Source organism: Candidatus Magnetominusculus xianensis, assembly GCA_001541255.1.
GTDB lineage: Bacteria > Nitrospirota > Thermodesulfovibrionia > Thermodesulfovibrionales > Magnetobacteriaceae > Magnetominusculus > Magnetominusculus xianensis.
The window spans coordinates 1-17,458 of record LNQR01000058.1; the positions used below are offsets into that span (position 1 = coordinate 1).

The 17,458-nt window shown below is 45.8% G+C and carries 14 protein-coding genes; all 14 read right to left on the reverse strand.

Annotated features, from left to right (window positions below):
* Positions 1-267: 267 nt before the first annotated feature.
* Positions 268-1,089, reverse strand: a complete 822-nt coding sequence (locus tag ASN18_RS07910; protein ID WP_085052203.1) for a YkgJ family cysteine cluster protein — start codon at positions 1,087-1,089, stop codon at positions 268-270.
* 94 nt (positions 1,090-1,183) lie between these two features.
* On the reverse strand, positions 1,184-2,353 hold the full coding sequence (qmoC, locus tag ASN18_RS07915) for a quinone-interacting membrane-bound oxidoreductase complex subunit QmoC (RefSeq protein ID WP_085052204.1): 1,170 nt from the start codon (positions 2,351-2,353) through the stop codon (positions 1,184-1,186).
* Between the two features lie 20 nt (positions 2,354-2,373).
* Positions 2,374-4,596 (reverse strand): FAD-dependent oxidoreductase, encoded by a 2,223-nt coding sequence (locus ASN18_RS07920; protein ID WP_085052205.1) that lies wholly within the window; start codon positions 4,594-4,596, stop codon positions 2,374-2,376.
* Positions 4,597-4,599: 3 nt separating this feature from the next.
* The gene (locus ASN18_RS07925) at positions 4,600-5,868 is read right to left on the reverse strand and encodes a CoB--CoM heterodisulfide reductase iron-sulfur subunit A family protein (RefSeq protein ID WP_085052206.1); all 1,269 of its coding nucleotides are present in this window, start codon (positions 5,866-5,868) and stop codon (positions 4,600-4,602) included.
* A gap of 103 nt (positions 5,869-5,971) precedes the next feature.
* Positions 5,972-7,945, reverse strand: coding sequence for an adenylyl-sulfate reductase subunit alpha (aprA, locus tag ASN18_RS07930; RefSeq protein ID WP_085052207.1), 1,974 nt, complete (start codon positions 7,943-7,945; stop codon positions 5,972-5,974).
* Positions 7,946-7,963: 18 nt separating this feature from the next.
* Complete coding sequence (gene aprB, locus ASN18_RS07935) at positions 7,964-8,389, reverse strand: adenylyl-sulfate reductase subunit beta (RefSeq protein ID WP_085052208.1); 426 nt, start codon at positions 8,387-8,389, stop codon at positions 7,964-7,966.
* Positions 8,390-8,541: 152 nt separating this feature from the next.
* Entirely contained in the window at positions 8,542-9,768 is a 1,227-nt protein-coding gene (gene sat, locus ASN18_RS07940; RefSeq protein WP_085052209.1) for a sulfate adenylyltransferase, read from the reverse strand.
* A gap of 59 nt (positions 9,769-9,827) precedes the next feature.
* On the reverse strand, positions 9,828-10,475 hold the full coding sequence (locus tag ASN18_RS07945; RefSeq protein WP_085052210.1) for an adenylate kinase: 648 nt from the start codon (positions 10,473-10,475) through the stop codon (positions 9,828-9,830).
* 300 nt (positions 10,476-10,775) lie between these two features.
* The gene (locus ASN18_RS07950; protein ID WP_085052211.1) at positions 10,776-12,419 is read right to left on the reverse strand and encodes an AarF/UbiB family protein; all 1,644 of its coding nucleotides are present in this window, start codon (positions 12,417-12,419) and stop codon (positions 10,776-10,778) included.
* Positions 12,420-12,433: 14 nt separating this feature from the next.
* Positions 12,434-13,327, reverse strand: a complete 894-nt coding sequence (gene holA, locus ASN18_RS07955; RefSeq protein ID WP_085052212.1) for a DNA polymerase III subunit delta — start codon at positions 13,325-13,327, stop codon at positions 12,434-12,436.
* Positions 13,324-13,857, reverse strand: coding sequence for an LPS assembly lipoprotein LptE (lptE, locus tag ASN18_RS07960; RefSeq protein ID WP_085052213.1), 534 nt, complete (start codon positions 13,855-13,857; stop codon positions 13,324-13,326). The genes holA and lptE overlap by 4 nt, the downstream gene beginning before the upstream one ends.
* Before the next feature lie 255 nt (positions 13,858-14,112).
* On the reverse strand, positions 14,113-15,159 hold the full coding sequence (locus ASN18_RS07965) for a response regulator (RefSeq protein WP_085052214.1): 1,047 nt from the start codon (positions 15,157-15,159) through the stop codon (positions 14,113-14,115).
* A 1-nt stretch (position 15,160) separates the two neighbouring features.
* Positions 15,161-16,330 carry a hybrid sensor histidine kinase/response regulator gene (locus tag ASN18_RS07970; RefSeq protein WP_085052215.1) on the reverse strand — a complete coding sequence of 390 codons (1,170 nt, stop codon included), beginning with the start codon at positions 16,328-16,330 and terminating at the stop codon, positions 15,161-15,163.
* Positions 16,327-17,445, reverse strand: coding sequence for a hybrid sensor histidine kinase/response regulator (locus ASN18_RS07975; protein ID WP_236861603.1), 1,119 nt, complete (start codon positions 17,443-17,445; stop codon positions 16,327-16,329). Before ASN18_RS07975 ends, ASN18_RS07970 begins: the two co-directional genes overlap by 4 nt.
* Positions 17,446-17,458: the final 13 nt, after the last annotated feature.

The window sequence follows — 17,458 nt, forward strand, 5'->3', positions numbered from 1 at the left end:
CTTGACCTATCAAGAATCCTTGCTGAAGCCTTATTCGAAAGATTCAGCCTTATTGACATCCTCTCCTTTAAAAACTACTATGCCTCTAAATTCAGAGACCATATCTCCCAGCCTTCTTTATTTTAACCGGACACTACTGATGTCAGTGCCTCGCGCATTGCGAAAATACATTTATTTTGTGCCACCTTTGTTTTTGCCTTCTTTCATAATAATTGAGACTTGCTGACATACATATGTCAACATATAAACAGCCAAAATTCGAGATATCTATTGGCAGCTACTGCAGCCGCTGCCTTTTTGTGGCTCGTTTACCTCGTCTCTGTTTTTCAGGTACATTGTCGGCTCTCTGAACAGGGCATATCTCAGCCATCTGTGGGCGAATTTCATTAGCTCTTCTTCGTTTTCTGTGATTAACTGTAACTCTTCATCGTTTAAATCAAATATCTGTAAAAACTTGCTCTCATGCACAAATACCCTGAAGGCGTCCACATCGTATGCACCAAGGATAAACATGCTTATTGTCTTTTCATCAGGAACGACTGATTTTCCCAGTAACTTCTTATTGAGGATTACCTCTATCCAATCGCTGTTCATCGACTCATATTTGGCTATCCCTTCCCGTTCGCGCCAGTCCTTCACCACCCACTCTTTGTCCTCTTTAAATCCCTTGCAAAAACTCTCCTCTATCAGAAAATAAAAATCCTCTCCCTCGGTCATCGTCCGCTTGCCTATCGCAAACCCCAAGGGATAGTACCTGCACGCCAGTGGTCTGTCTTCATATATCGAACAGCCTTCCTTTGTTACGAACTTACACTGCTTGCCCTCTGCCATTCGTAATTTAATAAACGGCAGCTTGTTTTTGTCCGTTACCACCATATCAGTATATTCAACGAGAAACTCCCCGCTGGTCTTGCCAAACCGCCTCTTCATTCTTAGTATATCATAGGGCGATAGGAATATCTCCAGTTCACCACAACACTTATTAAAACATGCGATTCCCTTGTGGCAGTTGAACTTAAAACGGCTCTCAGGCCCAAGCTCTCCCCTTCTTTCCGGGTCTTTATTTAATTTCTCGTAGATTTCTTTCACTCTCTCTCCCACTCTCTCCGATGTGTTTTGACGCCTCAACCGCCAGCCTGGCACTGATTGAGGCGCCCGTTAATTTACTGGTAATTTACTGGCCTTACATTACGTCTCGTTTTGCCATTTTCGCATACACAATCGCAGTCGTCCTGTACACCATGTGCGCCAATTTCGAGTACGGCAGGTACGCTATTATGTAAAACACGCATACCAGGTGAATAAAGTACATAGGATAGGCCACCTGTGCATTGTTCGCAAACCTGCAAAACTCCGACAGCAACCCCGTTATACATACCAAAAACACCATCACCGCAAATACCCAGTCAAAAGACGATGACACGCTGTTCACACCCTTGTCCTTTATCCGATTGGCAAACAGCATCAGCGACCCTATTAACAACAGCAGGGCACTCGTATTGCCGAATATCTTATAGACCGCATAGTACATCATCACCGCTGCCTGTGACCCCAGAATCATCATCATATTTGGATCGTCCTTCAGAAACGGCGTTTCCCACTTCAGCACATACAAGTTAAATACCGCCCAGTTTGTCTGTATGAACAGACCTATGAACCCTGCTACAATCAGCCTGTGCGTCCATGTCCTGTCTGCATTAGCGCCGCATTTCTGAAACTTCTTGTGAAATACAATCTCCTTCAGGGTCTCTATTAAACTTGGTATCAGCATACTATGTGCCATCAGCTTATATGGATTTACATTTAGCTTGCCCCAAAACCTGCTCACGCTTATAGCAAACACAAACACTACACACATCGCCGTCGTTACAAATATCGCATCGACAAGTGGAATCGGGAAAAATTTGTTGAAGACCACATCGCCAGCCGGTATGTTTAAGTGCCCGGTGGCATTTAGCAAGGCAAGAAACAGTGCCACTGGAATCAACAACGCCACTATGAGCAGCTTTGCATTTCCCACTATCGTGCCCATAAACCTCGGGAAGGCGTTCTCGGCTATTACGGCCTTTCTCAATGTCGATAAGACATCACCCGGCCTTGCGCCGCGGGGACAGTACTTTGAGCAGTCGTTACAGTTGTGGCAAAGCCAGATGTCCGGGTCTGCCGACAGCTCTTCCTTTAACCCCCACTGGGCCATTATCATCTCTTTTCTTGGAAACGGGTTGTCAGCCGGTGTCAGGTCGCATACCGTAGAGCACGTCGCGCACTGATAACACTGCTTCATAGTGTCGGCGCCGCCCTCCTTTAAGCCCCGAACAAACCCAATGTCAGGTGTGAACACTGCATCACCCATGTGCATACCTCCCTGTTATTTTAGAATCCCTTGTAGGGATTCGGTCCAAATCCTTTTAGTTTCTCTGAAAACTCTTCCATTATCTTCGGAAGCGTATCCCAATCGTTTATCTGAAGCTGTATCTGATGAACACGCTCAGACTCAAGCATCAGCCTGCCCAAAGTCTCCTGCACCTTGCTCAGACGCTCGCTTGCCACCTGACTGCCCTTTACGAAGTGACACTGGTAGTCATCACCGTACTTGCAGCCCATTAGAAGCACTCCATCCACACCCTTTGAAAGCGCGTCGGTTATCCACACAAGATTCGTCCCGCCAAGACACCTCAGAGATACAAACCTGTAGTTCGGATTTAAACGTACCCGATTTAACCCCGCCATGTCTAACGCAGGATAGGCATCGTTTTCACATATCAGGGCAATGATAAACGGTTCGTCACCCTCCGATGGTACATCAACAGATTTCATTATAGATGATACCATATCCACACTGTAGTTGCTGAAGGAGATTATCCTCTGCGGACACGCACCCATACAGGTTCCACAACGGCGGCAGCGGTAAGGATGCTCTCTCGGCGTCCCCTTTTCATCCTCATCAAGCACACCAAACGGACACTCCACCGTACAACGGCGGCACTGTGTGCAGCTCTCAAGCCTGAACTCAGGAAACGACATATCCCCTGCTCTGGGATGCACTGCCTTACCCTGGGCAGTCAGCTCTATACACTGTATGGCCTTTAGTGCGGCACCGGCAGCATCAACAGACGACTGGTGCGAATCCATCGGACTTCTCACTGCACCGGCAGCATAGATACCCGTCCTCCTGGTCTCATACGGGAAACATATAAAGTGGGAATCTGGAAAGCCATATTTTAAATGAGGTATCTCAGGCCCCTGCCGGTATTTCAGATTCATTATATGGGGTATCGGCATAAGCTCTTCGATCTCTCCGTCTTGCGTCTTCTTTTTTACCATTTCGCCAATATACTCTTTCGTCAGGTCGTTGACGGCCTTTCCTTCGGGCAGCATCGAGGAAACCATTCCAGTAGCCAATACCACTACGTCAACCCTTATTTTCATCTCCTTGCCGAGGAGCTGATTATCGACGATGACTATGAGGCTGCCATCTGCCTCTTCCTCTACCCCCTTTACCTCACCTTTGGCAAGGAATATGCCTTCGTCATTTTGCATCGCCTTGTAAAAGTTCTCATATACGCCGGTTGCCCGCATATCCTTATAGATGATAAAGGCACCCGCGTCAGGATTGGCCTCTCTCACGTATTTTGCCTGCTTCAGGGAGACATTGCAGCAAACTGATGAGCAATATGGGACGTGATTTTCGTCTCTCTGTCCGGCACACTGGACAAACAGCACATTCTTTGCCGTCTTGCCGTCTGAGGGCCTCGTTATCTTTCCTTTTGATGCAAGGTCTTCCATCTCAACATTCGTTATGACATTTTTAAATCTGCCATAGCCATATTGTACGAGATTATTTGCATCATAGGGTTTCCAGCCGGTTGCAAGGATTACGGCGCCCGCCTTAAAGGTCTCCTTTGCACCCTTTTTGTCTATTTCAATGTCATACATGCCAGGCTCGCCCTCTATCGAGGTTATTGCACTCTCCAGATGTACCGTGATGTTTTGACTTGAGCTGACCGCCTTAATCTTCGTGTCGATTGCAGGGACAAGGAGTTTGTCATAGGGGGCCTTTGCCGGATATGTCTTAAAACTCTTTTTTGACCAGCCGCCAAGTGCTCCTGATTTTTCCACCACCACTGATTTATAGCCAGCCTTTTCAATCTCAAGGGCAGCCGTCAGCCCAGTGACTCCACCGCCAATAATCAGCACTACCCGTGTTACGTCTGTTGTCTTCGGAACAGGCGGCTCTGACTTATTTGCACGTACTATACCCATATTCACATAGTCTTCAGCCATTGCCTGAGTCTTGGGGTCATTCGGGGGCTGCATCCATACCACATGCTCACGCAGATTCACCCTCTCCGTTATATACAGGAGCGGGTCGAAGTCAAACATGTCCGTGTTCACGCGCTGGCTGCACGCCGCTATGACTATCTTATTTACGCCTTCATTGTTTATGTCGTTCTTTATAAGGTCTACGCCTTCCTTGCTGCACAGAAACGGATGTGTCTTGCAAGCGCCTTTTTTGCCTCCAATCTTTTGAAGGGCTTCTATGTTTAACGACTCACCTATACCACAGTCTGTACATATGTAAACACCTAATCCCATCGTTTACCTCCTCACCGCGGATTGAATGCCCTTCAAGGCCGCGCTAGTGGCGTCCTGTAGTGACGTTGTAACGTCGTTTGGCCTTTTGGCAACCCCAGAAGCGTAGATGCCTGCCGCTTGTGCATCGGCATCGACGAAGCCGTTTTCGTCCAGTTTTACGTTTGTGCTGACATTTGCCGTCTTCAAGGATGGCTCCATGCCCGTTGCCAGTACAACCATATCAACTTTCTGTGTGATCTTTTTGCCGCCTGCTATGTCTTCCACTGTTACGATGGGGTCTAAAGTCTCGGCGTCTTCCTCTATCTTTGCTACCTTACCTTTTATCATCACTACGCTAGCGTCGGCCTGAATCTTTTTCAAAAAGTCTTCATACCTCCCCGGCGCTCTCAAATCTATATAGTATATAAAGGCCTTTGTGTCAGGGTCGCTCTCCCTAACATACGTAGCCTGTTTTAGGGATGCCATGCAGCACACCGATGAACAATGCGCCAGATGATTCTCGTCTCTTGAGCCAGCACACTGCACAAACGCCACTGTCTTTACCTGCTTGTTGTCCGAGGGCCTCAGAATTTTTCCCTTTGTCGGGCCATTAGGCGCTGCCATGCGCTCCATCATCATATTGGTTACTACGTTTTTCACCTTTCCAAAACCAAGATTATCCATCTTCGCTGCATCATACGGACTCCAGCCGGTTGCATACACAACGCTTGACGCATTTATCTCAACTGTCTCTGCCTTCATATCAAGGTCGATTGCATTATACTTACAAACCGATACGCATTTTGAACATGACTTACCCGGACATACACCAGGGCTGGCATCTATTACAAATCTCATTGGATAGGATAACTCATGGGGCAGATATATCGCCTTTGTCTTATCAATTCCAAAATTAAAACTATTGCTTCTCTCTATAGGACATACCTTTACACAGTCACCACATGCCGTACATTTGGTATTTACATATCTTGGATTGATTTTTATCTTAACCTTAAAATTGCCTTCGCTTCCCTGAACACTTTCTATTTCTGCCGACGTATAAACAGATATCTTGGGATTCTGCTTTATCCTCTTAAAATTTACCTCTAATCCACAGTATGGCGGACATAACTTGGGGAAATACCGGTTTAACTGCGCTACCCTTCCACCCAAATACGGATTTCTCTCCACTATTACCGAACGTTGGCCTGCTTCTGCCGCTTCTATCGCCGTGGTTAGCCCGCTTATCCCACCTCCTATTACTACGATGGCCGAACCCTTCTCGTCTGACATAAAATCCTCCACTCTCTTTTAAGCTACGGACTCCAAAAAAAGGTCAGAAGGGGGAACGCCGTCCCCCCTTCCTCCTGTGTACTTCGTCTTGCTATTTCACCGCTTAGTCAGGAATCAATTGTACGTAATCTCTCTTGGACATCTCCCATTGACCGGTCTGGAGGTTATACTTCGATATTGTAAAGCATTTCCAGTTCTGGTCGTCTATGAGGTTGAAGTCTCCCCTGTAGTAGTAGCCTGGGTATCTGCTGTCTTCCCTAAAGAGTATGTGCCTTGCATGGGCCTCACCTGTCCAGATTCTGTGATAGTTTTCCCAGCATCTCATCAGCTCGTGGAGGTCTGCTGCACCCATTCTCAGCGAGTCTTCTTTGAGGAGCATCAGATGCTTTAAGCCTGCATCAAGCAGAGTCTTACTGGTCATGTAGTAGGTGGAAACGCCCGCTACATACTCGTCCATTATCTTCTGCAGTCTTGCCTGAAGCATTTTTGGTCTGATGTAGTAGGGGTTTGTGTTTGTGTCTGTGCTGTAGTTCTTGTATTTTTCGAATATCTCAAACGGGAGATAAAGCTCTCCAATGAGTTCTTCGGTTGACTTAGCTACTGCTGGCTTGTATGAGGCGTTATCGAGACAGAATGCTACCATCGACTTAGCGGCTTGTCTTCCTTCAGCGTGTGAGCCTGAGGAGAACTTGTGTCCGGATGCTCCGACGCCGTCGCCGGCTGTGAAGAGACCCTTTACGGTGGTCATTCTGTTATATCCCCAGCACCATTCTTTCGGGGCGCCTAAATCGTCAGGACCGCTTACCCATATACCGGCGCAGCCTGCATGTGAACCGAGGAGATACGGCTCTGTCGGCATGATTTCTGACGGGGCTTTATCCGGCTCGATGTTGTTTCCTGCCCATACTCCGGCCTGTCCAATACACATATCGAGGAAGTCTTCCCATGCCTCAGCCTCAAGGTGCTTTATCTGCTTGGCGTCCATGGTCTTTCCAAGCTCTGCCATTGCCAGGTGGGTGTTCATGAGAATCGGGCCTTTACCGGCCTTCATGTCGTTCATCATCATGTGATTTCTGATAGCAGTGCCGAGCTTGTGCGGGTCGCTGCAATATTTGCCATATAATGCCTTTGTGCTTTCAAAGTGAGTTACGCAATAGTCTTCGCCGAGGGAGTTGGTTGCCTTTGCCTTGAAGAACAAGAACCACGCACCAACCGGGCCGTAACCATCTTTAAATCTTGCAGGTACGAACCTGTTTTCCATAAGCACCAGCTCTGCGCCTACCTGAGCCGCTAATGCGTATGTCGTTCCAGCGTTCCATACCGGGTACCATGCCCTGCCCTGTCCTTCAGCAACGGAACGCGGCCTGAATACGTTAACTGCACCGCCGCACGCCAATAACATACACTTTGCCTTAAACATGTATGCCTTGTTCTCTCTTACGCTGAATCCTACTGCTGCCGCTACTCTGTTCGGCTCGTTGGCGTCGAGGAGAAGCTTTACAATAAACACTCTCTCATAGAGATTGATTTCCTGGCCGGTTGCTGCCCTGTTTATCTCAAGCGCCTTCTTCGCTGCTTCGGCTACAATTACCTTGTATGACTCGCCGTTTATCATTATCTGCCACTTACCGCTTCTTACAGGCTTGCCGCCTTCGGTAAGCTTCTTTGCGGGCTGTGCGCCGTCTAATGTGTGACCGTCTTCTGCCCTCTTCCATACAGGGAGACCCCATTCTTCAAAGAGGTGTACTGAGTCGTCAACGTGTCTGCCGCAGTCATATACGAGGTCTTCTCTGATAATGCCCATCAGATCGCCTCTAACGTACTTTACATAGTCGGCAGGGTCGTTCTCGCCCAAATATGTATTGATCGCCGAAAGGCCCATCGCTACCGCGCCGCTTCTGTCGGCTGCTGCCTTATCTACCATCGTTACCTTTAATCCCTTTGGTGTTGCCCAACGCACCGCCTCGTATGCCGCGCCGCAGTTAGCCATACCGCCGCCGATTAACAGAATGTCGGTCTCGACCTCTATCATCTCAGGTCTTTGACAGTACGCAAATGTACATGTTTCTAATTCCATCGTATAGCCTCCTAAGTTTTATTTTAAGGTTTTTACCGTTGTCATGTTAAAAAATCCGGGCTTCTTTAAATTCGCAAAGTCCGCTTCCGGCTTACCTTTGTACGGATCTATCGAACCCTCTGCCGTTGTCCTGATCGGGAACTTAAACCTTTTTAATGCACCGCTTCTGAACTTAACAGTCCACATTATGGAATCCGAACCCCTCATTGGTATTACGTTGCCGCCAAGTGGAATAAAGTCCGCATATCCTCTGACCTCGATCGCCTGCTGCGGGCAAATCTTTACACAGTTGTAGCATTCCCAGCACTGCTCAGTTTCCTGGTTGAACGCCTTCATCCTGTCGCGGTCAAGCTTCATAAGATTGTTTGGGCAGATGTACATACAGGCTGTTCTTTCCTGCCCTTTACAGCCGTCACACTTTTCTGTCATTACAAAACTCGGCATATAAATATACCTCCTTGCAAAATATTTTGGCTTAAAAAGCCAAGATTTAATTTATGTCGCCATCTAATAGGGTGTAAGCTGCGACCTTCACCTCCTTTTTCCTTATCGTTATAATAAATGAAAAAGGGGGTACGGTTACCCCCCTTCTTAAGCTATTTCTTTGCGCTCTCTCCGGTTGAGTGCTTGTGCAGCGTTATCTCAACCTTTTCTGTAAGGCCGGCATAGTACTTCTGGAGTATCTGTAATACTTCCGGACGGCTGAAGTGATCGGGTACATCTGTATTTTCCGAAAGCATTTTTCTCAGGGCAGTGCCGCTGAGGTTCAACCTGTCTGCCTTGTCGTGAGGGCATGTCCTGTTTGACGCCATGCCGTCGCACTTCATACAGTAAAACGTCATGTCTATCTTTAATGCCTTTGTCTCAAGGGCGTCTGCCGGTATCTCATCAAATATGTGATGTGCATCAAACGGGCCGTAGTAGTCGCCAACGCCTGCATGGTCTCTTCCGACTATCAGGTCGCTGCAGCCATAGTTCTGCCTGAAGAGTGCATGTAAGAGCGCCTCTCTGGGTCCTGCATATCTCATATCCAGCGGGTAGCCTGCCTGTACGCATGTGTCCTTAACAAAATAGTACTTTATTAGTGTATCGATACAGTTGCCTCTTACATCGGCAGGGATGTCGCCGGGTTTCAGCTTACCAAGCAGTGAATGAATCATCAGGCCGTCGCAAATCTCCAGTGATAGCTTTGCAAGATACTCGTGTGAGCGGTGCATCGGGTTCCTTGTCTGAAACGCCGCCACTCTTGACCAGCCCTTGTCCTCAAATATCTTTCTGGTCTCTTTTGGTGTCAGATATACACCGGCAAATTCCGTCGGGAATGAGCCTTCGCTCAATACCTTTACCGGGCCTGCAAGGTTTACATCGCCCTGTGCCATGACCATTGCTACACCGGGGTGCGCCTTGTCGTCTGTCTTATATACCTGCTTACACTCATGGACCTTGTCTATCGTGTATTTCTCTTTTATTACCATCGTGCCCATTATCTCGCCGGTTGACTCATCGACCAGGGCTACTTCCTCATTGTCCTTTAAGCTGTCTGCCTGACCTTTGCTCGTTGACAGGGTTATTGGTATCGGCCAGAATACGCCGTCTGCCAACTTATAGCTATCGCACACGCCTTTCCAGTCGTCATGCCCCATAAAACCTTCAAGCGGGGTAAAACCGCCTATGCCTAACATTATCAGGTCGCCCGTCTCTCTTGATGACATGCGTACTTGTGTCAGGCCCTTTGCCTTCGCCTTTTCCGCTTCTAATGCTGCACCCTCCAGCTTCAAGGGCATCAACGTCTTATTTTTGCCGTGTGGTTTGACTAATGCCATTTCTTAACTCCTCCTTAGTTTTTTTGTGTTTACCTTGCGTAACACACACTAATACATATTTATTTTAAGATTGAACAAATCTTATTGAATATCTCGTTAATGTCGCCGACGCCCTCTACCCTCTTTAAAATTCCCTTTTTTGTGTAGTAATCGATAAGCGGCTCTGTCTGTGCCTTGTACACGTCAAGCCTCTTTTTTATTGTCTCCTCTTTGTCGTCGTCCCTTTGATAGAGTTCTGTGCCGCACTTGTCACAGACGCCGTCTTTTTTCGACGCTGAAAAATATACATTATACATCTGCCCGCAGTCCTTGCTCTTGCATGTGCGCCTTCCGGTGAGCCTCTTTAACAGAACGTCGAAATCTACATCAACGCTGAGAGCTACTTCAAGCGGCATTCCCACCGATGCCAACACCCCGTCAAGCGTCTCGGCCTGCGCTGTGTTCCTTGGAAAACCATCCAGAATAAATCCTTTCTTGCAGTCAGCCTGTGAAAGCCTCTCCTTTACCAGCCCGATAACCACACTATCAGGTACCAGCCCGCCGCTGTCCATATATGATTTTGCCTCTTTCCCAAGCTGCGTCTGGTCAGCAACCGCCTGTCTTAAGATGTCACCGGTTGAAATCTGTGGTATTCCATACTTGTCTATCAGCTTTTTTGCCTGCGTTCCTTTGCCTGCCCCAGGTGCCCCAAGTAACACAATCTTCATACGTACCTCCAATGTATATTAATTCTAAGCGTTATAATTACAAAGACTTTCTTACTGCTTTAACAATAGCTCTTCACTTACTTCTCAACTACTGTGCCACCTGTGCCACCTGTGCCACCGGCATCACCTTTCTCAATCGCCGATGTTGCCGTCTTTTTAACGTACCCTCACCCGAAAAATGCCGCTGTCTCTTGCACGCACACGATTGACGCAATATCTTATCTAAAGCATTGTTTGAATGTCAAGAAAAATATTACGTCATGGTGAAAAAATAGTTCACTGCACGTATTTCATCAAAATTTAAAAGACCGGCCTCAAACGTGTGGTCATAAGCATGACGCCAAGAGTAAATAATTCTGCATTTGACATCAGGCTCCGGTAGTTAAACGGACTATCTGCATATGGGAAAAACACATTAAACCACCTTTGCGGCATCTCCTCTGCCAAAAGTCTGAACATATAATTTATAAGACAACTGTCCTGGTCAAATTCCGGGTCAAGCGATAAGAGGACACCGTTGAGGGTGAAAACCGCCTTTCGAAATAACAACAAATCAGCGGGAAACTTTACGCCGCGCAGCACGAGGCGGTCAAGGAGATTTAGTGCTCTATTCATTATGCCAGTCATTATGTTGGTCATTATGCCGCCTGTAGTGCCTGGGGCGGGTTTGCTGAGTTCATCAATCACTGCTGAGAGTGCCGCCCCACCGCCGATGCCGCCTTCAGACAGGGTATTAACGGCGTCAAGAATTATGCTGTGGTTATTTGTAATTATTCCAGAGGCAAGTTTCAACACCGAGGCACGTGCTGTCTTTGTGAGAGTGCCCGCCTGACTCCAGTCAACAAGGGCAATACGAAACCCCATTCGTGCGTCTTTTACGATAAGGATATTTCCTGCATGAGGGTCGCCGTGGAATAGTGAATCCACTGCATCAGCGAAAAGACAGTCAGTGACTATAGCATTAAACAACTCTACGGCGCATTGCTTTTGGTCTGTGTCCATCTCTGTAATCTTTTTCCCGTCAATAAACTGCATAGCCGTCACCTTTTTCGTCGAAAAGGGCTGCGGCTGAGGGATTATTATCCTCCGGTTATGCCTGTAGAACTCTCCGGCCAGCCTCATATTTCGCTGTTCGTTGCGCAAATCTGCTTCCTTTGACAGGGCATATTTTACGTCCTTAAACGTGTCTGTGAACTTAAAATCTCCAAGTGCGTAACTTCCCCTGTTTTTGGTATAGAACTCAGCCAGTGCGTCAAGCAGCTTCATGTCCTCATCAAGAAACCCGGGCACATCAGGCTTGATAACCTTAAACACCCCTGCACAGAGGTGTTTATTGACCGCCTCAGCCTCCTGCAATGTAAATGAAACCACAGAGGCAACACTGGCCTCGGAGATGACACTGTCTGAGAGAACAACTGTGCGGGAGTGCAGCTCTGCTCCTATCTCCTGCTCTATAATCGCCCTTATAGTGGAAATATCTATGTGAATCAGACCACCCTCAAGCAAGGTCAGCCAGTGTCTGAACTGCTCGTCGATGTGTGGATTTCTGGCCATTATCTGCCCGAGTTTATAGAGCATGGGGATGTCCCTGACAAGCGCTATCAGCCTCTCTCCCGGGGAAGCGCCCATGCCGGTTAGGAACTGGGCGTTTATTATGCGAAGGAGACGCGCTTGCGAGATTCCTGTAAGAATGAAAAATGCGCCGTCATAGACTACGGGTCTGAAATCTTCGTAAACCTCCGGCACTGCGTCGCATATGCCGGTTGCTTCAATGAGCGCTTCAGCTATCTCACGGCGGTATTTTGACAAATCTATGAGTTGTTCTAGGTTTAACACAGCCGCAGAAAATTCAGACGGTGATACATCAGACGACAACAGCTCAAGCAGCGGCTCTCTCTCATTCAATGGCATATCGCCGATTATTTTCATTGCGGTTTCGTACATGAAGGACGGCCCCTTTAGTTAGCCGGAGGACTGCTTAGATTGTAGATTAAAAGCTCGAGGGGATAGCGCTGGTTTGCGCCTCTTAGCCGTTTGTTTACATCGTTTAACTGTTCGTAGCATTTCATAAAGACCGGAGTGTCTGCATGAATTTCTTTTTCCAATTTCCAGTTGAGCGCCCCAAGTGTCATTAACTCGTCCAGTCCATCGCGAATCTCTGCATATATTGCAACAGCCTTAGACCTGTTGCCCTTGACGATTGCATCGGCCACGTTAAATATCGTGTAACTCTTAGTTCCAAACACAGCCTCAGCCGCGTCCGCCTCGTCTATTTTTTTCTTACCCAGGAGGGGGAGCTTATCAAGTTCATTTGAGAATTTAGAGGCTGAATCCCCGCATATCTCTTTGAGAAACCTGAGGGATTCTCTGGTTATAGTGCATCCATACGACTGGACCTTCTTTTGCCCCCAGTCGAGAAGTTCACGCTCATTGAAGTCCAGCGTCATACTCTTAACAGAAAACGGCAGGGGGGGCTTGTCGCCCTTAGGTTTATTGGGTTTGTCAGGCAGTTGGTTAAACAGAAACAGGACTGATGTTGGCGATGGATTTTCCACGTATCTGGTCAGACGAGTTATGTCGCCCTTCAGCGCCTTCTGAAAATTCTTTACACATATGAACCTGCGGGCAGCAAACAGAGAGGCCATCATAAGTGTGTCTGTTATTTCTGCCATTGTGGCATGTTCGTCGCCCGGCTCTAAGTCGTAAACGTCAAAATTAAATGTGCTGTCCTGCACACTGCCTCTGAGCAGCCTGAGGGATTCCACCTGATAGAAGTAATCCTTATAGTTCAGCAGATATACGGGGGATGGTAATCCTTTCTTTTGTTCATCATCAAGCTGTGTAAGGCTCATTTCGGAGAGTGTTCACTTGTGACAGGTTTTGGTAGCGATAAGGTCAGTTCATAGACCAGATAGACCGCTAATGAGCGCATTGCCGACTCGTCATGCTGCTCCTTTGAGGCAATTATCGAGTTGACTGCATCCTGGCTTTCAAACGACTCTATAAATGGCGATGAGATATCCTTTATCTCCTTTGTTACATTGTCGTTTTTGTCCTTAAGTTTAAACGAGCCTTTAATGGCAACTTCATATTGGGCGGCATATTTTTTCTTTTCAGCAACGGCGGTTAATCTGTAGGAATAGATATTCCCTTCCAGAGAAAAGTCTGAGCTGTCAGAGATAGTGACACCGCGTTTTAAAAATTCGGAGGCAAGGGCATCATAGAGCATGTCCTGGAGCTTTGGCGTAGAGGTATTATTGATAATCTTGCCGATACGTATTGACGTATACGGTCTGTCTGACTTTGTAACGAGCGTGTATCCACAGCCCGATATGATTAACAGTGCGGCAGCAAGCAGTATATATTTCATCTTTGGCTTCATTTTCACTTTGCTATCATAACATGTTATCAGATATTAAATCGATATGTTCCTTTATATATTTAACAAAACACAGGTCATTCAGTAAAATGCCTCAGCCGCCGATAGAGACGGCCTCTTCAAACAGATATGATTTGTTTAAACGCATTATTAATTAACGAACAGATGTCCACTTGTACGGGGACAAGCTTTCTGCCTCTGGCAAACACAATATGCGTCAATACTCATCAAGCAGACACATCGGAGGTTGAGGATTATCTAAATTCGAGTATCTCCTGTTTTTTCTTTTTGATCCCATGTATCTTTAAGTCTTCTGATTTCAGCCTCTACATCAAAAAAGCAATCAACAAGGTATGGTGCAAAATGACTTCCTGCTCCATTTCTGATCTCTTCGAATGCCTTATCGATAGGCCATGCTTCTTTGTATGGCCGCACTGTGGTGAGCGCGTCAAAAACATCGGCAATTGCGACAATTGCGGCACTTTCAGGTGTTTCTTTTTCTTTTAAGCCATTAGGGTAGCCTGAACCATTCCATTTCTCATGGTGACAATGCGCTATATCTGCCGACATCTTAAATAAAGGAGTATTGCTCTCAGACAAGATACCGTAGCCGATTACAGGGTGTGTCACTATTATTTTCCACTCATCAGTATCTAGTTTGGCTGGTTTTCTCAAAATTCTATCGGGAATCCCAATTTTCCCTGTGTCGTGCATTGCTGCCGCATACGTTATCAAATCAACCTCATCAGCATTCCAGCCACATGCCTTTGCTATTTCCACAGAAAAAGATGCCATCCGCCATATATGTGACCCTGTATCAGTGTCATTATAATGACCTGCCTTTCCGAGCATAAATACAGATGTTTGCTGGCTCTCTACCAACTCCTTTGTGCGCCTTATAATAGTCTCCTCACAAATCCGTTTTTGCCTAGACAGTTCTATATGAGCCGCCACCCTATGGAGTACAATGGACGGCGATACCGGCTTTGTAATATAATCGATGCCTCCGGCCTCAAATCCACGAGACTCATCCTCTACATCTACCATAGATGTAACAAAAATAACGGGAATGCAGGCCGTTGCGGGATTAGCCTTCAGACGCTGGCACGTATCATATCCATCGATTCCTGGCATAATAAGGTCAAGCAGAATCATATCAGGTTTGTCCCTTGCAGCTTTATCCAAGGCGCGCAGACCATCTGTGGCAAAGGATAGTTTATATGTATCTTTCAGTATCTGCCTCATGATTTGCCTGTTATTGGCCTCATCGTCTACTATTAACACACTCCATTTAATTTCTGTCATTTTACACCTCCTTTGCAAGAGGCAGTTCTATGACAACCTGCGCCCCGCCCTCTATGTTTGAAACAGAGATTTTCCCGTCCATTTTTCCTTCTATAATTGCTTTAGACATGTATAGACCTATCCCCGTCCCTTTATCTCCTTTCGTTGTTACATATGGTTTAAAGAGTTTCTCCATCAGCGTCAAGCCTATACCACCGCCATTGTCGCTAATGTAAACAACAACTCTATCCTTTACTTCTTTAATCTCTACAGTAATCCGTCCATCATCTGTAAGAAACCCCTTTTTTCTTCTTTCATTTATAGCGTCACGGCTGTTGTTTATCAGATTCAGGATAACCTGTTTTAGCTCATTCGGATAACCTATTGGATATATACTACACATTTTGTCAGTATTCACCTGCACACAGATGCTGTCATTTTTTAACATATCGTAAAAAAGGTCAACTACATCGTAAATAGCCTCTGTTATATCAAACGTGCATTTTTCGTGGGTCGGCTTCAGAAAGTTTCGAAAAGTGTCTACCGTCTGGGACATAAACTGTATCAGTTTCATGCTTTGTTTAGCGAAGTTTTCAAGGTACTTTTTATCTGCCTCTCCCGTAACAAACGCATCCACAACATCCTGCACCATAAGGCCAAGTGCGTTCAACGGCTGTTTCCACTGATGAGATATAGCGCCAATCATCTCGCCCATAGCCGCCATTTTAGATTGTTGTATCAGCATCTGTTCTTCCACCAGGCGTTTGTTAATTTCCTCTTCAACCTTTTTTCCTAAAAAGCGTTGAAAATTATATAATTTCAAATGTGTTTCTACTCTGGCTAATACCTCATGACTTTTAAAGGGTTTTGAAATGTAGTCTACTCCCCCGCTTTTAAACGCCTCAACTATCTCATCGATGTCCGTTATGGAGCTGATAAATATAACTGGGATATTGGCAGTTACAGAACAAGTCTTCAGCCTCCGGCACGTCTCGTATCCATCCATTTCAGGCATTATAATATCAAGAAGTATTATGTCAGGCATCAGCTTCTGTGCTTTTTCCAATGCCGTTACACCGCTAGTAGCAAACGATAGTTTATAAATATCCTTCAGTATTTGTCTTAAATGCTGTCTGATGACAGGATCATCGTCAACTATCAGCACTTTCATTCTATCTCTATCGTGGCTCATATCTCTGCCCTGAACTCAGCCCAGCCATTTATGTTTTTTACAGTAAGCGTGCCTTTCATACTCCTTTCTATGATTAACTTTGAAATGTATAAACCAAGTCCCGTCCCCCTGGATTTATCTTTTGTAGTAAAATATGGGTCAAATATCTTATGAATATTCTCCTCACATACACCACCACCATTGTCTGTGATGGTTATTACTATTTTGTTAGTATCAGTATCTCTATATACCCTTATATTAACTATGCCGTTAGTAATATGCCTCGCTTCAAACACATCCTGAACATTTGTCAATAGGTTCAATAAGACTTGAGCAAACTCGTTCGGATAAGAACTTATAAACAATCCATCTTCAAACTCCTTGTTGATAACAAAACCTTTCAATTTAAAATATCCCTCTACAATCATCATTGTGCTGTTTATCACATCTTCTAAGTTAAATTCCTTTAGCACCTGATCAGCTACATAATAGTTTCTAAAGCCATTTATAGTGTAGGACAAACTTATTAACTCTGTCATTATTGTTGAAACATTATTTTTCATATTATTCTCATTTAACTCATTGTGTAAATAGGCGTCTTGTATTTCCTGAGCAAAGAGGCCTATTGTGCATAGGGGCTGCCGCCAATGATGAGCAATATTAACCAACAGCTCACCCATCGCTATATGCCTGGATTGTTCATACATTAGTTGATCTTTTAATCTGTTTTTCTCGGTTTCCTCTTCAACCCTTTGTCCCAAAAAACGTTGGAAATTATATAATTTTAAATGTGTTGCTACTCTGGCTAAAATCTCAGGAATTAGAAATGGTTTTGAAATATAATCTACTCCCCCACAGTTAAACGCTTCAACTTTCTCGTCAATGTCAGTTAAGGAGCTGATAAAGATGACCGGGATATCGGCAGTTGCAGAATCAGCCTTTAGTCTCCTGCACGTCTCGTATCCATCCATTTCAGGCATCATAATATCAAGAAGTATTATATCGGGCATCACCTTCTGTACTTTATCCAATGCCGTTACGCCGCTTGTGGCAAACGATAGTTTATAAATATCCTTCAGTATTTGTCTTAAATGCTGTCTGATGACAGAATCATCGTCAACTATCAGCACTTTCATTTTATCTTCATCC